The organism is Sulfurimonas marina, from assembly GCF_014905095.1.
In the GTDB taxonomy this organism is placed as follows: Bacteria; Campylobacterota; Campylobacteria; order Campylobacterales; family Sulfurimonadaceae; genus Sulfurimonas; species Sulfurimonas marina.
The window spans coordinates 1,431,421-1,446,821 of sequence record NZ_CP041165.1 but is presented as its reverse complement, the minus strand read 5'-3'; the positions used below and the strand labels follow the sequence as shown (position 1 = coordinate 1,446,821).

The following is a 15,401-nucleotide window of genomic DNA, read 5'->3' as shown; positions in this document are numbered from 1 at the left end:
TTCTTAGTTAGATTTATTTTTTTCTTGGCATGCTTTACAAACACCGTAGATCTGCATAGAGTGATCAAGCATTTTAAATCCCAGCTCATCCGTGATCTTGTGTTGACGTTTCTCTATCTCTTCATCTACAAACTCAGTAATATCTCCACACACTGTACAGATAAGATGGTCGTGATGATCTTTTGCACCAAGTTCATATTTTTTCCCTTGTGCACCGAAAGATAAAGAAGTTACAATATTAGAGTCTTCCAAAAGAGATAGTGTACGATAAACCGTTGCGATTCCCGTTTTTAGTTCCGGGTATTTTTCCTGTATGATTCTATGTAACTCTTCAGGTGTAAGGTGCTCATCCGAGTTATACAAAGTTTCTAAAATCACTTCACGTTGGATTGTAAACTTGAGGTTGTTTTTCTTAATTAAAGATTTAAAATCATCAAGGAGCTGGTTGTACTCTATTGTTCTATCATTAAAGTTAGTTGTTATTTCTGACATGACTAATTCTCTTTTGTTAGATTGGTTTCATTTGTTAGATTCGTTTCAATTGTTGCATTGATTTCACTAATGTTTTTCTCTATAGAATCCTGAATCATCTCTTGTGCTGTCTCTTCTACAGTTTGTGTAACTGCATCGATGTTCTCTTGAACTTGTGCAACTTCTTCAACAGGATCGATCTTCATAATAAAACTACCTGTAGAAACAAAAACAGGATATAAAATACTATTACTCATTACAGAGTCCAAAGTTGGCTTTAATGACTTGATGTTACTTATAGCAAATGCGATAACGGCACCGATTAGGAAAAACTTACTTGCACCGAAAAGAAATCCCAGTATTTTATCTAAACCGCCAAGTCCACTTAATCTGCTTAATTTATGAAATACCATTCCTGTTAAGATCATAAGTACCCAAAATAGAGCTAAAGAGACTAAAAAGCCTGTAAAGCTGATAGCTGAAGGGTTTGTGAATTTAAAGATCATATCACTCAGGTATTGACCAACATCATCACCGATTCTAGAAGCGATAAAGATACCCCCGATGATCCCGATAAGTCCGAAAACCTCTTTGAAAAAACCGTTAATAATCCCTTTTAATCCTAATAGAAGGATGATTACACCTGCAACAATATCAAAATAATTTAATTCCATTTTACTTTTTTTCCACGTTCATTTGATTTTTACCATTACTTTTCGATCTGTATAAAGCTTTGTCTGCTCTTTCTACAAGATCTTCCATAGTATCACCGTTATGGTATTGTGTAGTTCCGATACTAACTGTTACTTGCAGAGTAGTACCTTTGTAAATAAGTTTGTTTGAACTAATAAGTTTTAATACTCTTTCAGAGATATTTAAACAGTCTTCATGATCTATTCTATTTAGAATAATAACAAACTCTTCCCCTCCGTATCTGAAGATTTTATCTCCGTCACGTAAAGTTTTCTTTAGTAGGTTTGCAAGAAAGATAAGTACTTTATCACCTGCAACATGACCGTAAGTGTCATTGATATTTTTGAAGTCGTCTATATCAAGAATAAGGAAGTGCATTTCATGAGTAATTTCTCCCTTGTCACATATCTGGTTTACATAAGAGTTCAATGCACGTCTATTGAAAACTTTTGTAAGAGGATCGAGTTGGGAACTCTCTTCGAGATTTTTTATTTTATCTTGCAAACTATTTATGACATTATTAGCTTTTTCTATTTCATGTGTCATATGTTGATGTATCTCATCAAATTTTGCAGTGATTGTTTGAATATCTACAAGTGAGCTTTTCTTATATTCTTCTAGGCTTGCCTGATGTTGTTCCGTGAGATCTAGAAATTTGTCACTTGTCTCCTGGTATGATGATATCCCTTGTTCTGCGATGATCTTATATGCATTGGTAAAAGCTTCTTTCGCATGTTCTACCGTATCCATATCATTTTCATGGATCGACTGGATAGTGAGTGCTGAATCTTGAAGATATTCAGCAATTTGATCTTTCGTAGGATGCTCTTGCGCATCAATATTGTCGAGAAGATCATTACAAAGCTGTGTAACAAGGGACTTTAGATCATCTTTTTTCAATTAAGGAACTCCATCAATTTTATAAAAGGGATTATACAAAAAATAACCATAAATAAAACTTTTATATAAAAGATAGCTAAAAAAAGATAGAACTCATACTGATTTTAACTATTATTAGATAGAATTGCGAAAAATAATATGTTTAAGGTTATGATTATGAGTATTTGGACCCCATCTAGCTGGAGAGAAAAACCAATTTTACAACAACCGACTTATCCTGATCAAGGGAAGTTGAATGATGTTTTAGCTGAATTAAAAAACTATCCGCCGTTAGTGTTCGCTGGAGAGGTTCGTTCATTAAAAGAGCAACTTGCAAATGTTGCAAACGGGAAAGCATTTTTACTACAGGGTGGTGATTGTGCTGAAAGTTTTAGTGAATTTCATGCAGATAACATTCGTGATACTTTTAAAGCATTAATGCAGATGGCAGTTGTAATGACTTACGCAGGTGGACTTCCTGTTGTTAAAGTTGGACGTTTAGGTGGACAGTTTGCAAAACCTAGATCAAGCGATACGGAAACTATAGACGGTGTTACACTAGACTCATATCGTGGAGATATTATTAACTCTGTTGATTTTAATTCAACTGCTCGTGTACCGGATCCTGAGCGTATGATCAAAGCATACAACCAAGCTACATCTACACAAAATTTACTTCGTGCATTTGCATCGGGTGGTTTAGCAGATCTACATCAAGTTCATAAATGGACTTTAGACTTTGCTCATCAAGGTGACGTGACGCAAAAGTATGAAAAGCTTGCTGATGATATTCAACAATCACTTAAGTTTATGGAAGCATGTGGTATTACATCTAAAACATATAGAACTTTACGTGAAACAGATTTCTATACATCTCATGAAGCGTTATTACTTCCTTATGAAGAGGCGTTTACAAGACAAGACTCAATCACTGGTGACTGGTACAATGTAGCTGCTCATATGGTTTGGATCGGTGATAGAACTCGTCAACTTGATGGTGCTCATGTTGAATATATGAAAGGTATTCATAACCCTATCGGTATTAAAGCTGGACCATCTATGGACCCTGAAGATTTAGTACGTCTTGCAAATGCAGTAAACCCTGAAAATGAAGCAGGTCGTCTAAATATCATCGTTCGAATGGGTGCAAATAAAGTAGCTGAAGGTTTACCGTCACTTATCCGTGCTGTTGAGAAAGAGGGCTTAAATGTAGTTTGGTCATGTGATCCAATGCATGGAAACACAATCAAGTCTTCAAACAACTATAAAACTCGTCCGGTTGATGATATCTTAACTGAGATGAAACAGTTCTTCCAAGTTCATAAATCTGAAGGTACTCATGCAGGTGGTGTTCACTTAGAGATGACTGGTAAAAATGTAACTGAATGTATCGGTGGTGTATTTACAGTAACGGAAGAGGATTTAAGCTCACGTTACCACACACATTGTGACCCACGTCTAAATGCTGATCAATCTTTAGAACTTGCATTCCTAATCGCAGATTCTTTAAAAGAAGCACAAAAGTAGAGAGAGCTTTTCTCTACTTTATTAAATCACTGAAATAATCCAAAAACTTCCAACAGTTAGGTAGATAAAGCTATTTAACAGCGTAATTACTCCACCGTATTTATAAACCTCTTTAGATTCAATATATCCAGAACCGAGATAGATAACATTTGCGGAAGACCCTTGCGGTGTGATCATAGCATTGAAATTTGTCGCAAATAAAAGCATTAATGCTAAGAGCTCAGCAGGTACACCTGTCTCAACACCTACACCTAAAAAGACCGAAAAGAGTGCCAACATCTGTGCTGTTTGAGATACGAAAAAGTAGTGGATAGCTACATATGAGAGTACAAGTATGATGTAGATCATTTGCCAAGAATAACCAACTACAAATTCAGATATATGAGCCCCTAGCCAAGACATAAAACCTAAATGGTTTAACTCAGAACTCATAGAGTATAAAATGGCAAACCATACGAGTGTTCCTAAGGCTCGACCCTCTTGGGCCAAATCTTCTAAAGTAAAAATATTTGTAATCATGATAGCAGCCAAGCCTAAAAAAGCGATGGCTGTTTTATCAAAGCCAAATGCAGGGGAAAGTACCCATAATGTGACCATTGCAATAAATGTAAAGCCCATAATATATTCGTTTTTGTGCACAGGCCCCATATGCTCAAGCTCTCTCTCAGCAATTTGCGGTGCATCTGGTGTCTCTTTTATCTCAGGTGGAAATATTTTAAACAGAACCCATGGAATTGCAATGAATGCTAGGAGAGTTGGAAGTGATGCAGCTAATGCCCATGAACCGTAGCTAATGTTTATTCCAAACTCCTCAGCCATTTTTACTCCCGCGGGATTTGCTGCCATCGCCGTGAGCCACATCGCTGATGAGATTGTAATTCCGGCCATTGATGTCATCATCAAATAAGCTCCCAGTTTTTTTCTTGTTCCATCAGCCACTTTAGAACCGCTGTCTGCTGCAAGAGCATTTACGATCGGAAACAATACACCACTACGCGCCGTATTACTTGGAAAAGCAGGGGCAATGAACATATCTGCTGCGATCATAGAGTATCCCAGTCCTAAAGAGGATTTGCCAAATTTTTTGATAATTAAAAATGCTATTCTTTTCCCAAGACCAGATTTAATAACCCCGCGTGCGATCAAAAAAGCGACGATGATTAAAAGGATAAAACTTTGGGAAAATCCGCTGTAGGCTTCTTTTGCGGAAAGTGTAGAGGTTAGTATGCTAAAGCTTACTCCTATAATAGAAGCTGTAAAGATAGGAAAAGCTTCTATAATAACTGCAAAAATTACCGAGATAAATATAGCAAAAAGATGCCAGGCCTGGAGTGTAAGCCCATCCGGAGTAGGAGTAAACCATAACAAAATGCCGACTATAAAAATGGCAAGTTGTTTTAGGTGAAGTATTTTATTTTTTGTTTTATGATGTCCCATTTTCAATAGCCTCTAGTTTTTCCTCTATATTTAAAAGTTCTTCCACTTTCTGCTCATAAAGAGCTTCGATCTCTTCAAGCTCTTTTGCTAAAACAGAGATACCGATTTTCTCATAACACTCAGGATCGGCTAAACAGTTGTTTTTCTCTTCGATAGTGTTCTCAAGCTCTTCGATCTCTTGAGGGAGTTTTTCTAGGGCAATTTTCTCTTTATATGTAAGTTTGACCGGTTTTGGTTTCTCTTTTACATTCTCTTTAGGCTTCTCTTGTTCAATAACAGCCTCTTTTTCCATCTCATCAAGTTCATGTAACTCTTTTTCAAGTTCTAAGTATTCACTGTAGTCCTGGTAAGATTCTTCAATCGTTTGATCTTTTTTGAATATAAAAAGTTTTTTCGCGATCTTATCAACAAAATATCTATCGTGACTTACCAGTATTACGGCTCCTGGAAAGTTTGTAAGCTGCTCTTCTAGGATATTTATAGTCGGGATATCTAGATCATTTGTAGGCTCATCTAGGATCAGGATATCTACTTTTTTTGTAAAAAGCAGAGCAAGTGCTACACGGTTTTTCTCTCCACCGCTAAGCACCCCTATCTTTTTATCTAAAAATTCACGAGGGAAAAGGAAGTTCTTAAGATAGCCGTATACATGAAGATCTTTTCCCTGCACACTTACACGGTCACCACCATGTGGACAGAATGTCTCGATCAGGTTTTTATCATCATCCAACATCTCACGGTGTTGATCGAAATATCCGATAGTAAATTCACCTTGTTTGATCTTTCCAGATGTTGGTTTAATACGCCCGAGAAGTGTTTTTAAAAGAGTAGATTTTCCACTTCCGTTTGGTCCAACGATTGCGATTACGTCTTTTTGGAGGATTCTTGTTGAGAAGTCGTGCAGTAACTCTTTATCACCAAGTTTCAGATGGAGGTCTTCGATCTCAAAAAGCATCTTTTGTTTGTTGATACTTTTGTCACGGTTGAAGTGTTTCGCTTCACGTTGCAACTCCATTGACATTTTTCTGATTTTTGAAGGATTGTTTTTTGCAGCTTCACGCAACTCCATGAGACGCTCCTTACGCCCTTCATTTCTTTTTAAACGTGCTCTAACACCGCGTGAATACCATTCATTTTCACGTTTGAGCAAGGAGAGTAGGGTCTCATGCTGTTTTTGGAGGTTTTGTAGATAAAGCTCTTTTTGTTGCAGGTAGTCGCTATATCCACCCTTATATTCACGTAATGCACAATCTTCAACTTCGATAGATTTTGTTGCAACTCTATCAATAAAGTAACGGTCGTGGGAGATAAATACAAGTGTAAATTTTTCTTTTAAAAGGAGCTCCTCCAAGAACTCAACCATATAGACGTCAAGGTGGTTGGTCGGCTCATCGAGTAAAAGGACATCTGGTTTTTGTAAAAGTAAAGAGGCAAGGGCTACACGTCTTTGCTCCCCACCACTTAAGAGTGCTATTGGTTTGTCTTCATAACGTTTGAGATCGAAGTGCTGGATGATACGCTCGATCTTATCATCCAAGTTCCATGCAGAGTGGTGTTCGATGTAGTTGGAAAGTTTCTCATGCTCACGTAAGAGTGTTTTGTTTTCAAAATCTTCAGCCAAAAGATTTGTCAGTTCATTGTAACGATCTTTTGCAGCATTGATCTCTTTAAGACCCGCTTCAACAGCTTCTCGAACATTGTGTCCCTCTTCAAAAACGGGGCGCTGATCGAGCATTTTTACTTCGATATCGTTTTGGATAATACGTTTACCCTCATCGGCATCGAGTGTGCCGTTTACGATCTTCATCAAGGTAGATTTTCCACTTCCGTTTTTACCGATGATAACGATACGTTCGCCCTCATCAACGTGAAAGTCGATCTCTACAAGGATCTTTTGTGCAGAGTAGTGTTTTGAAATGTTTTGTAAGTCTATTAATGCCATAAAATTGTTCTTATTTTTTTGTCGGAATTATAACTTTTTTTAGCTGTAAGAACACTTTTTCAAATCCTACAACAACAGCTCCTAGAACAAGTCCTATAAGTAGCTCGGCTACGATCGATGGAAGAAAATCGAAAAACTGATGAACCTGATGGATATTATGCATATAGATCCCACCTGCAACTAAAAGCATTGCCAGCGTTCCGATCACCGTAAGTGCTTTGATCACTTTTGGAAGTGAGCGGACAAGTAATAAACCGATGTTTTTGAGAAATAGTTTATCCTCTCCAGCTCTTTCTATAAGATGAAAACCAAAATCATCCATACGTACAATAAGTGTTACTATCCCATATACACCGATAGTTGCTAAAAAAGCTACTACACTTACGGCAATTATCTGAGTAGTAAGTGTTTCGTTTAAAACTACACCGAGTGCCATAATTACAATCTCAATCGAGAGGATAAAATCTGTTTTAATTGCAGACTTTATTTTCTCTTTTTCTATATAGAGTATCTCATCTTCTGTAAGTTGGAGATCCGGGTTTTCATGTTTATGTTGTTTGTGGGGAAGTATCCATTCAAGTATCTTCTCCGCACCCTCATAAGCTAAATAAGCACCACCAAGCATTAAAATCGGAATAATCGCCCAAGAGGCAAAGTAACTAAGTAAAAAAGCAAGGGGCAAGATGATGAGTTTATTGATAAAAGAGCCTTTTGTGATTGCCCAAAGTACGGGTATCTCACGTGAAGCTGCAAAGTTAGAAGCTTTTTGGGCATTAACAGCCAGATCATCACCTAGGATTCCTGCCGTTTTTTTTGTAGCTACTTTTGTCATAGAAGCTGCGTCGTCTAAAAGAGTTGCAATGTCGTCAAAAACGGCAAAAAATCCACCTGTCATTGTTTGACCTCCTCCGGGTAACAAAATTGCTTAGCAGTGTACCAAGTAGCTATTCCTTGATCGTTGTAGTTATATTCTCTTTGTTTAACGGGGATAGAATCGTTTCGTAGTTTTGAACGGATAATACCTATAATAACAAAACCTAAAAAGAGTGTCAAAACGGCTATAAACCATCCGTAAATATACCAAACTACAGCACTTATAGGGTAAATGCTAAACTGTAAAAAAATTCTAATAAGAAGCGCAATTAACTTGCATTTTTTTGTCAACAAAACCGGTGTAGGTTCCATCATATCTATAAAGTTTACATTCATGAGTGAATTATATCCTAAAAAATTAATTTTTATGAGACTAAATAAAGTTTAGTTTATTTGACTAAAGTTTATTGATATGATTTGCATTCATTAACGAAATTTTGATAGAATTACTCAAATTTAAAAAAAAGGAAGTCAAATGGCAACACATAAGTTTCAAACTGAAGCAAATCAAATACTACATTTAATGATACATTCACTCTATTCAAATAAAGAGATTTTTTTACGTGAGCTTATCTCAAATGCATCAGATGCACTAGACAAACTTAATATGCTCCATTTAACAGATGATAAATATAAAACTATAAACTTTAATCCTCGTATCGACCTACTACCGAACAAAGATGAAAAAACATTAACAATTATAGACAGCGGTATTGGTATGAACGAAGAGGACCTAATGAACAACTTAGGTACAATCGCAAAATCAGGTACAAAAGCATTCTTAGAGTCTTTAAGTGGTGATCAAAAAGAGGATTCTCAACTGATCGGACAATTTGGTGTAGGTTTCTATGCTGCATTTATGGTAGCAGGAAAAGTTGAGGTTACTACAAAAAAAGCAGGTGAAGAGAAAGCTTACAAATGGGTAAGTAACGGTGACGGTGAATTTGACATCGAAGAAACAACTAAAGAGGGTCACGGTACAGAGATTAAACTTTTCCTAAACGATGATGAAACAGAATTTACTGAAACTTTTAGACTTGAATCTTTAATCAAGAAATATTCTAACCATATCCCATTTGCAATTTTTATGGATAAAGAGGAAACTATTCCGGCAAAAACTGATGATGAAGGCAACGAAACAGAGCCTGCAAAAACTGAAGTAAAAAATGAGCAGATCAATAAAGCAAATGCACTTTGGAGCATTGCAAAATCTGAAGTAAGTGACGAAGAGTACAAAGATTTCTACCAAACGATTGCACACTCTAGCGAAGAGCCGTTAACATGGATGCACAATAAAGCTGAAGGTGCTATTGAATACACTACACTTTTCTATATCCCAAGCAAAGCACCGATGGATATCTTCAGAGTTGATTATCAATCAGGGATCAAGCTTTACATTAACCGTGTATTTATTACAGATGATGAAAAAGAGCTTATGCCGACATACTTAAGATTTTTACGCGGTGTGATTGACTCAAAAGATTTACCTCTAAATGTATCTCGTGAGATCTTACAAAGCAATGCTGTAATGGCAAAAATTAAAAATGCATCTGTGAAAAAAGTACTTTCTGAACTTGCTAAGATGATGAAAAAGTCTCCTGAGAAATACGATACTTTCTATAAAGAATTTGGAAACGTTCTTAAAGAGGGACTTTATAATGACTTCGCAAACCGTGAGAAGATTTTAGAACTATTAAAATTCAATACACTTAACTCTGAAGAGCAAACTACGATCGAAGAGTTTGTAAAATCTGTTGATGAAGAGAAAAAAGAGATCTATTACATCACTGGTAAATCATCTCTAGATATGCTCAAAAAATCTCCTGTATTAGAGAAGTTTAAAGCGAAAAATATCGACGTTCTTGTACTTAATGAAGAGGTAGATACTATCATATTCCCAATGGTTACGGAATATAAAGAGTACAAACTTGTAAATGTTACAGATGCGAAGCTAGAAGAGAGTGAAGAGGAGCAAAAAGCAAAAGAGGAGCTTTCAAAAGAGTTTGAAGGTTTTACAACAGAGATCAAAGATATGTTAGGTGAAGAGGTAAAATCTGTAGAAGTAGCACCTGAACTTGTTGAATCTGCAGTTGCGATCAAAGCAGATAAAGAAGACCCTGCATATATGATGGCACAAATGATGAAACAGATGGGTCAGGGTGGTGATGTAGAAGAACCGGCTCCAATCTTACAGGTAAACCCTAACCATGAGCTTATCAAAAAATTAAAAGACTCTGCTGATCAAAATCTGATAGCAGATGCTGCACATGTACTTCTTGATCAAGCTAAACTATTTGATGGTCAAGAGTTAAAAGATACTGCTGATTTTGTTACAAGACTTAACAGAATTATCACAAAAGCATTATAAAAAAGTGTTAAATGAGTGTTTTTGTAGCACTCTAACACTATATTAAATAACATTTTCTAGCAAAAAAGATAACTTAATATAAAAATATGTTATCTTTTTGTTAATGTTAGAGAAACTTGAATATTATATTACAAACATACATGAAACCGATCCTATCACACTATCAGAACAAGCAGAGATACTATGTCACGAACTGTTTGTATTTGAACTTTCACATTTAGATATAGAAAACTATGCATACAATCCTGCTGCAGCTGTAGAAGAGCTAGGTCTCGATCAAGAGTTGGTAGAACAACTTGTGGAAGATTATGTGGAGCAAGTGACAAAATCTGTTGTACAGTTTGAACTATATTTAAAAAAACTCCAAGACTCTAAAGCACATCAAGAAGAGCTGGATTATACCCCGTTTAGAGAACTGGCACATAAAAATCTAGGTGTCGCAAGAAACCTTCGTATCCACGATGCACAAGTATTACTGTATGAATTAATGAAAAAAGATGATTTAGATTATCTTCTAACGTGTTTAGAAGCTTTAAAATATTGTGCAATTAAATTAAAACCAAAGCGTGCATACGATACGCTGCGACTTATGGAAGTGAAAAGTAGCTTATAAAATTTATCTGTCTCGCAGAGATTGGGAAATTTGTTCGAGCTTTCCTTCAGGTTTTTTAATAATAACCACTTCATTATCTTTAGTTGGAAGAGCAAAAGCAAGTATGATGAAAATAAACGAAAAAAGTATACCGCTAAGTAAGCTAAGAATCAATTTTAATTTAAAATCACTCATAAATATCCTAAAAATTTGGTTGTTTATTATACCATTATTTGCCCTTGATGCAAAAGAACCTACTATGATGATGGTAAAAAGAGGTATAAACAACTCTCTGCAGGAGTTTCAAATTGCTCCGTATTACTCTTTTGTATGTAAACCTTACGGTGTTGTTACTCTTGATGAAGTATTAAATTCGAAAGAGACTGACAAAGAGTGTAAAAACACACTCCAGAAGTTTTACATTCAAAACCCAAGACTTTACAACCTATATCGCCGCTATTTAAAAAGGAAATCTTTTTATCATGTAGAGTATTTAGACAAAAGTTGTCTTGTCCATGCAAAAGGGGAGCTTACATTTTCAGAAATTTTATTGCAAAATGGGATTGCATTAATAGATAAAGGGTTTAAAGATGAAATCTATAATGCGAGGTTTAAATCAGCACAAAAAAGTGCTGAAACCTGGAAAAGGGGAATGTTTTCCGATCAGAAAGTACTTAGCTGTATGAAGCGTTTTTATTAAATTGTTTTCTTCTATTTGTGTGTTAAATAGATCCAGAACTCTTTGTGTGTGTGCCCTTTATTTAAAAAGAAAAATTGTAAAATTGCTACACGATAGAGTGTAACAAGCATTTTTGCATAAGGGATAAAAAGGCTTAAGCTCACAAGGATAGATTGTTCCTTGTCACCTTTTGATTCAATCATCTCTTTCATACCGATATTTTTGCTTAAGTAAAGTCCAAAAAGAATTGAAAATAAAAAGTTTAAAATCAGTCCAAAAATCATATATGCTATAAAATCTTGTTCATACATACCTGCAATCATATTTACTATATCCTGTTAAAAATTTATTTGTTTATATATTATTGAAAGTGTATCTAAAAGATCTTTATGAATATTTTAGATTTTTTTATTGAATGAAAAAGTAACATCAAATTGATGTTTTTAAAACTAATAAAGGATTAAAAACTTTATTTAAACATCTTTTTACTATACTACAGCGGACAAATTATGGATAAAGGTAAAATTTTATGGAAACTAACCTTGTAATAGAGGGGATTAAGTTTATGTTTTTAGGGATGGGGACAGTGTTTGCATTCTTAGTTATTCTAATAATAGCTATGAATCTTATGTCTTCAGTGATACATAAATTTTTCCCTGAACCACAAGCAAGTGCTGATGTATCAAATACAGCAAAGCAACAAGACAATAAAAAAGTGATTGCGGCTATTACAGCAGCTATAAAATACCATAGAGAAGGGTAAGGATTATAATGGCTAAGAAATTTATAGACATAATGGATACAACTTTTAGAGACGGTTTCCAATCAGTATTTGGTGGTCGTGTTCTAATGGATGATTTTTTTCCAGCAGTAGAAGCAGCGAAAACAGCTGGCATTACGCACTACGAATTTGGGGGTGGAGCTAGATTTCAATCTTTATACTTCTATTTAAGAGAAGATGCTTTTGAAATGATGGATAAATTCCGTAAAATTGTTGGACCTGATGCAAACTTACAAACGCTTGCACGTGGTGTAAATACGGTAATGCTAGATACAGGTTCTAAAGACCTTATCGATCTACATGCAAAAATGTTTAAAAAACACGGTGCGACTACAATTCGTAACTTTGATGCATTAAATGATGTTGAGAACTTAAAATATTCAGCTGAGAGAATTACTCATCATGGTCTAAAACATGAAGCAGTTGTAACTATGATGGACTTACCACCGGGTTGTCACGGTGCTCATACTGTTGAGTTTTATGAGAAAACTCTTCGTGATATTTTAGATAGCGGTATCCCATACGATAGTATCTGTTTTAAAGATGCATCTGGTACATCTAACCCGCAAAAAGTTTTTGAAACTATTCAAATGGCAAGAAAACTTCTTCCAGATGATACACATATCCGTTTACATACACATGAAACTGCCGGTGTTTCTGTAGCTGCATATATGGCTGCTCTTGAAGCTGGTGTTGATGGTATTGATTTAGCTGCTTCACCTGTTAGTGGTGGAACAAGTCAACCTGATATGTTAACTATGTTACATGCTACAAAAGGTATGGATTTCGATCTTGGTGGTTTAGATATCGGTAAGATTTTAACATATGAAAAAGAGTTACAAGGGTGTCTAGAAGATTATTTCGTACCACCTGAAGCTACAATGGTATCACCAATTATTCCATTTTCACCAATGCCGGGTGGTGCACTTACTGCAAACACTCAAATGATGCGTGATAATGACATTATGGATAAATTCCCAGAAGTTATTGCTGCAATGCAAGAGGTTGTTGAGAAAGGTGGTTACGGTACATCTGTAACTCCAGTTTCACAATTTTACTTCCAACAAGCATTAAACAACGTAATGCAAGGTCCATGGAAAGCAATCGCTCCAGGATACGGAAGAATGGTACTTGGTTACTTCGGTAAAACTCCGGTAGAACCAGATCCGGAAATTGTAAAAATTGCTTCTGAAAAATTAGGACTTGAGCCTACAACTGAAAAAGCACTTGATTTAGCTGATGCTGATCCTGCAAAATCTTTAGAGAGCTGGATTAATGTTCTTAAAGAAGAAGATATTGAAATTACTGAAGAAAATATTTTTATTGCAGCAGCATGTCAAGAAAAAGGTATCGCTTTCTTAAAAGGTGAAGGTGAACTAAACGTTAGAAAAATATCTCAAATGAAAGAAGATTGTAAAGAGGGGAATAAAGAGATGAGTGGAAACTATACAGTAGTTGTAGATGGTCAAAAATTTAGTGTACAAGTAGCAGAAGGTAATGCTGATATTCAAGTAACTGCAGTAAACGGTGAAAGTGCAGCTCCAGCGGCAGCAGCTCCAGCAGCAGCTTCAGGTGAGGGTGAGCCGATTAAAGCACTTCTTCCTGGTAACGTTTGGAAAATCGTTGCTAATCCGGGTCAAAGTGTAAATGAAGGTGATGTAATCATGATCCTAGAATCTATGAAAATGGAGATTGATGTTGTTGCACCTCGTGGTGGTGTAATCAAATCTATCAACGTTGCTACAAATGACAAAGTAGTTGAAGGTCAAATCGTAGCAAACATAGGGTAATGGTATGAAAAATATTGTACTTAAACTTCTAGCTTTTACAATGCTATTTGCTTTTAGCACTACTGCTATCGCATCTGAGCATGGAGCAGCAGCAAGTAATACTTCTGCACATCAAGAGGAGACTTATGAGTCAAAACCTTTTGGTGAAATGGTTACGGGATTTTTAAAGTCAACAGGTATTGTTGCTTTAGTTAATCCAAATCCAGATGAGCTGAGTGCTACTGGTGAAAAGATGAGTGATTTTCATAAAGGTCTTGGTCGTGTTATCATGATCTTAGTAGTGTTCTTACTGTTTTGGTTAGCAATTGCTAAAGGGTTTGAACCATTACTACTTTTACCAATTGCATTTGGTGGTCTACTGGCGAACATCCCTGTTGCAGGTATTGCTGGTGAACACGGATTCCTAGGTGTTATCTATCATATGGGTCTATCAAATGAGATGTTCCCAATAATCATCTTTATGGGTGTTGGTGCGATGACTGACTTCGGTCCACTTTTATCAAACCCTAAGACAGCTCTACTTGGTGGTGCTGCACAGTTTGGTATCTTTGGAACACTCGTTGGTGCAGTTGTTTTAGCAGATATGGGTCTTGTTGATTTCACTATTAAACAAGCATCAGCTATCTCTATTATTGGTGGAGCAGATGGTCCGACATCAATCTTTATTGCTACAAAACTTTCACCTGAACTTTTAGGTGCGATTGCAGTTGCTTCATACTCTTATATGGCTATGGTACCTATTATCCAGCCTCCGATTATGAAAGCGTTAACAACTGAAAAAGAGCGTAAGATTAAGATGACGACTTTACGTCATGTATCTCGTTTAGAGAAACTAGTGTTCCCGGTTTTAGTTTTAGTTCTTGCTATTTTAGTTTTACCAGAATCTACACCACTAATCGGTGCGTTTATGTTTGGTAACTTCTTAAAAGAATCAGGTGTTGTTGAGCGTTTAAATGATACATTACAAAATGCTCTTATCAACATTACAACTATTTTCTTAGGTCTTGGTGTTGGTTCTAAACTAGCAGCTGATCAGTTCTTAGTACCTGAAACTATGTTTATTATGGGTCTTGGTATTGTTGCATTCTCTGTAGGTACTGCAGCTGGTGTTATCATGGCTAAGATTATGAACCTTTTCCCTGGACATAAGATCAACCCACTTATCGGTTCGGCGGGAGTATCAGCAGTTCCAATGGCGGCTCGTGTATCAAATAAAGTTGGTATGGAGTATGACAGAACTAATATGCTTCTAATGCATGCAATGGGTCCAAATGTTGCAGGTGTTATCGGTTCAGCTGTTGCTGCCGGTGTTTTAATCTCACTATTTCAATAATAGTTGAGATTAAAGAAAAGATGCGATTACGCATCT

16 protein-coding genes are annotated in these 15,401 nt (G+C 36.0%); 7 read left to right on the top strand and 9 right to left on the bottom strand.

All coding sequences use genetic code 11. The features are described from left to right. Positions 1-3: 3 nt before the first annotated feature. Genes FJR03_RS07385 through FJR03_RS07375 form a run of 3 tightly spaced genes read right to left on the bottom strand, consistent with a single transcriptional unit; the run spans position 4 to position 2,064 of the window. The gene (locus FJR03_RS07385; protein ID WP_193112890.1) at positions 4-492 is read right to left on the bottom strand and encodes a Fur family transcriptional regulator; all 489 of its coding nucleotides are present in this window, start codon (positions 490-492) and stop codon (positions 4-6) included. 2 nt (positions 493-494) lie between these two features. Next, positions 495-1,145, bottom strand: a complete 651-nt coding sequence (locus FJR03_RS07380; RefSeq protein ID WP_193112889.1) for a CvpA family protein — start codon at positions 1,143-1,145, stop codon at positions 495-497. A gap of 1 nt (position 1,146) precedes the next feature. Further along, a complete protein-coding gene (locus FJR03_RS07375) occupies positions 1,147-2,064 on the bottom strand; it encodes a GGDEF domain-containing protein (protein ID WP_193112888.1) in 918 nt (305 codons plus the stop codon). 156 nt (positions 2,065-2,220) lie between these two features. On the opposite strand from FJR03_RS07375, the gene FJR03_RS07370 reads away from it, so the two are divergent. Beyond that, positions 2,221-3,570, top strand: coding sequence for a class II 3-deoxy-7-phosphoheptulonate synthase (locus FJR03_RS07370; RefSeq protein WP_193112887.1), 1,350 nt, complete (start codon positions 2,221-2,223; stop codon positions 3,568-3,570). Between the two features lie 21 nt (positions 3,571-3,591). Here FJR03_RS07370 and FJR03_RS07365 read toward each other — a convergent pair whose 3' ends face one another. The 4 genes from FJR03_RS07365 to FJR03_RS07350 are packed head-to-tail and all read right to left on the bottom strand — an operon-like array spanning position 3,592 to position 8,158. Further along, complete coding sequence (locus FJR03_RS07365; protein WP_193112886.1) at positions 3,592-5,007, bottom strand: DASS family sodium-coupled anion symporter; 1,416 nt, start codon at positions 5,005-5,007, stop codon at positions 3,592-3,594. Beyond that, positions 4,994-6,949, bottom strand: coding sequence for a ribosomal protection-like ABC-F family protein (gene abc-f / locus FJR03_RS07360; RefSeq protein WP_193112885.1), 1,956 nt, complete (start codon positions 6,947-6,949; stop codon positions 4,994-4,996). Before abc-f ends, FJR03_RS07365 begins: the two co-directional genes overlap by 14 nt. Positions 6,950-6,959: 10 nt before the next feature. Next, entirely contained in the window at positions 6,960-7,844 is an 885-nt protein-coding gene (locus tag FJR03_RS07355; protein ID WP_193112884.1) for a DUF808 domain-containing protein, read from the bottom strand. Beyond that, complete coding sequence (locus FJR03_RS07350) at positions 7,841-8,158, bottom strand: hypothetical protein (protein WP_193112883.1); 318 nt, start codon at positions 8,156-8,158, stop codon at positions 7,841-7,843. The genes FJR03_RS07355 and FJR03_RS07350 overlap by 4 nt, the downstream gene beginning before the upstream one ends. Before the next feature lie 139 nt (positions 8,159-8,297). Here FJR03_RS07350 and htpG point away from each other — a divergent pair, with 139 nt between their 5' ends. Both htpG and FJR03_RS07340 read left to right on the top strand, forming a co-directional pair. After that, positions 8,298-10,190, top strand: coding sequence for a molecular chaperone HtpG (gene htpG / locus FJR03_RS07345; RefSeq protein ID WP_193112882.1), 1,893 nt, complete (start codon positions 8,298-8,300; stop codon positions 10,188-10,190). A 103-nt stretch (positions 10,191-10,293) separates the two neighbouring features. Then, positions 10,294-10,803, top strand: coding sequence for a hypothetical protein (locus FJR03_RS07340; protein ID WP_226962097.1), 510 nt, complete (start codon positions 10,294-10,296; stop codon positions 10,801-10,803). A 3-nt stretch (positions 10,804-10,806) separates the two neighbouring features. Here the strand turns inward: FJR03_RS07340 and FJR03_RS07335 are convergent, their stop codons facing one another. Then, positions 10,807-10,977, bottom strand: coding sequence for a hypothetical protein (locus FJR03_RS07335; RefSeq protein ID WP_193112880.1), 171 nt, complete (start codon positions 10,975-10,977; stop codon positions 10,807-10,809). 19 nt (positions 10,978-10,996) lie between these two features. Here FJR03_RS07335 and FJR03_RS07330 point away from each other — a divergent pair, with 19 nt between their 5' ends. Beyond that, complete coding sequence (locus FJR03_RS07330; RefSeq protein ID WP_193112879.1) at positions 10,997-11,482, top strand: hypothetical protein; 486 nt, start codon at positions 10,997-10,999, stop codon at positions 11,480-11,482. Between the two features lie 11 nt (positions 11,483-11,493). On the opposite strand, the gene FJR03_RS07325 is transcribed toward FJR03_RS07330, so the two are convergent. Beyond that, positions 11,494-11,772 carry a hypothetical protein gene (locus tag FJR03_RS07325; RefSeq protein WP_226962096.1) on the bottom strand — a complete coding sequence of 93 codons (279 nt, stop codon included), beginning with the start codon at positions 11,770-11,772 and terminating at the stop codon, positions 11,494-11,496. 218 nt (positions 11,773-11,990) lie between these two features. Between FJR03_RS07325 and FJR03_RS07320 the strand changes: the two genes are divergently transcribed. Genes FJR03_RS07320 through FJR03_RS07310 form a run of 3 tightly spaced genes read left to right on the top strand, consistent with a single transcriptional unit; the run spans position 11,991 to position 15,365 of the window. After that, positions 11,991-12,224 carry an OadG family protein gene (locus tag FJR03_RS07320; protein WP_193112877.1) on the top strand — a complete coding sequence of 78 codons (234 nt, stop codon included), beginning with the start codon at positions 11,991-11,993 and terminating at the stop codon, positions 12,222-12,224. Between the two features lie 8 nt (positions 12,225-12,232). After that, positions 12,233-14,032, top strand: a complete 1,800-nt coding sequence (locus tag FJR03_RS07315) for a biotin/lipoyl-containing protein (RefSeq protein WP_193112876.1) — start codon at positions 12,233-12,235, stop codon at positions 14,030-14,032. 4 nt (positions 14,033-14,036) lie between these two features. Further along, positions 14,037-15,365, top strand: coding sequence for a sodium ion-translocating decarboxylase subunit beta (locus FJR03_RS07310; RefSeq protein ID WP_193112875.1), 1,329 nt, complete (start codon positions 14,037-14,039; stop codon positions 15,363-15,365). The last annotated feature ends 36 nt before the right edge of the window (positions 15,366-15,401 follow it).

Excerpts from the sequence above, each read along its gene's own strand:
- FJR03_RS07380 (WP_193112889.1), bottom strand. The coding sequence starts at position 1,145 with ATGGAATTAAATTATTTTGATATTGTTGCAGGTGTAATCATCCTTCTA.
- FJR03_RS07355 (WP_193112884.1), bottom strand. The coding sequence starts at position 7,844 with ATGACAGGTGGATTTTTTGCCGTTTTTGACGACATTGCAACTCTTTTA.
- FJR03_RS07365 (WP_193112886.1), bottom strand. The coding sequence starts at position 5,007 with ATGGGACATCATAAAACAAAAAATAAAATACTTCACCTAAAACAACTT.
- FJR03_RS07370 (WP_193112887.1), top strand. The coding sequence starts at position 2,221 with ATGAGTATTTGGACCCCATCTAGCTGGAGAGAAAAACCAATTTTACAA.
- FJR03_RS07350 (WP_193112883.1), bottom strand. The coding sequence starts at position 8,158 with ATGAATGTAAACTTTATAGATATGATGGAACCTACACCGGTTTTGTTG.
- FJR03_RS07340 (WP_226962097.1), top strand. The coding sequence starts at position 10,294 with ATGTTAGAGAAACTTGAATATTATATTACAAACATACATGAAACCGAT.
- FJR03_RS07315 (WP_193112876.1), top strand. The coding sequence starts at position 12,233 with ATGGCTAAGAAATTTATAGACATAATGGATACAACTTTTAGAGACGGT.
- FJR03_RS07335 (WP_193112880.1), bottom strand. The coding sequence starts at position 10,977 with ATGAGTGATTTTAAATTAAAATTGATTCTTAGCTTACTTAGCGGTATA.
- FJR03_RS07385 (WP_193112890.1), bottom strand. The coding sequence starts at position 492 with ATGTCAGAAATAACAACTAACTTTAATGATAGAACAATAGAGTACAAC.
- abc-f (WP_193112885.1), bottom strand. The coding sequence starts at position 6,949 with ATGGCATTAATAGACTTACAAAACATTTCAAAACACTACTCTGCACAA.
- FJR03_RS07320 (WP_193112877.1), top strand. The coding sequence starts at position 11,991 with ATGGAAACTAACCTTGTAATAGAGGGGATTAAGTTTATGTTTTTAGGG.
- htpG (WP_193112882.1), top strand. The coding sequence starts at position 8,298 with ATGGCAACACATAAGTTTCAAACTGAAGCAAATCAAATACTACATTTA.
- FJR03_RS07310 (WP_193112875.1), top strand. The coding sequence starts at position 14,037 with ATGAAAAATATTGTACTTAAACTTCTAGCTTTTACAATGCTATTTGCT.
- FJR03_RS07325 (WP_226962096.1), bottom strand. The coding sequence starts at position 11,772 with ATGTATGAACAAGATTTTATAGCATATATGATTTTTGGACTGATTTTA.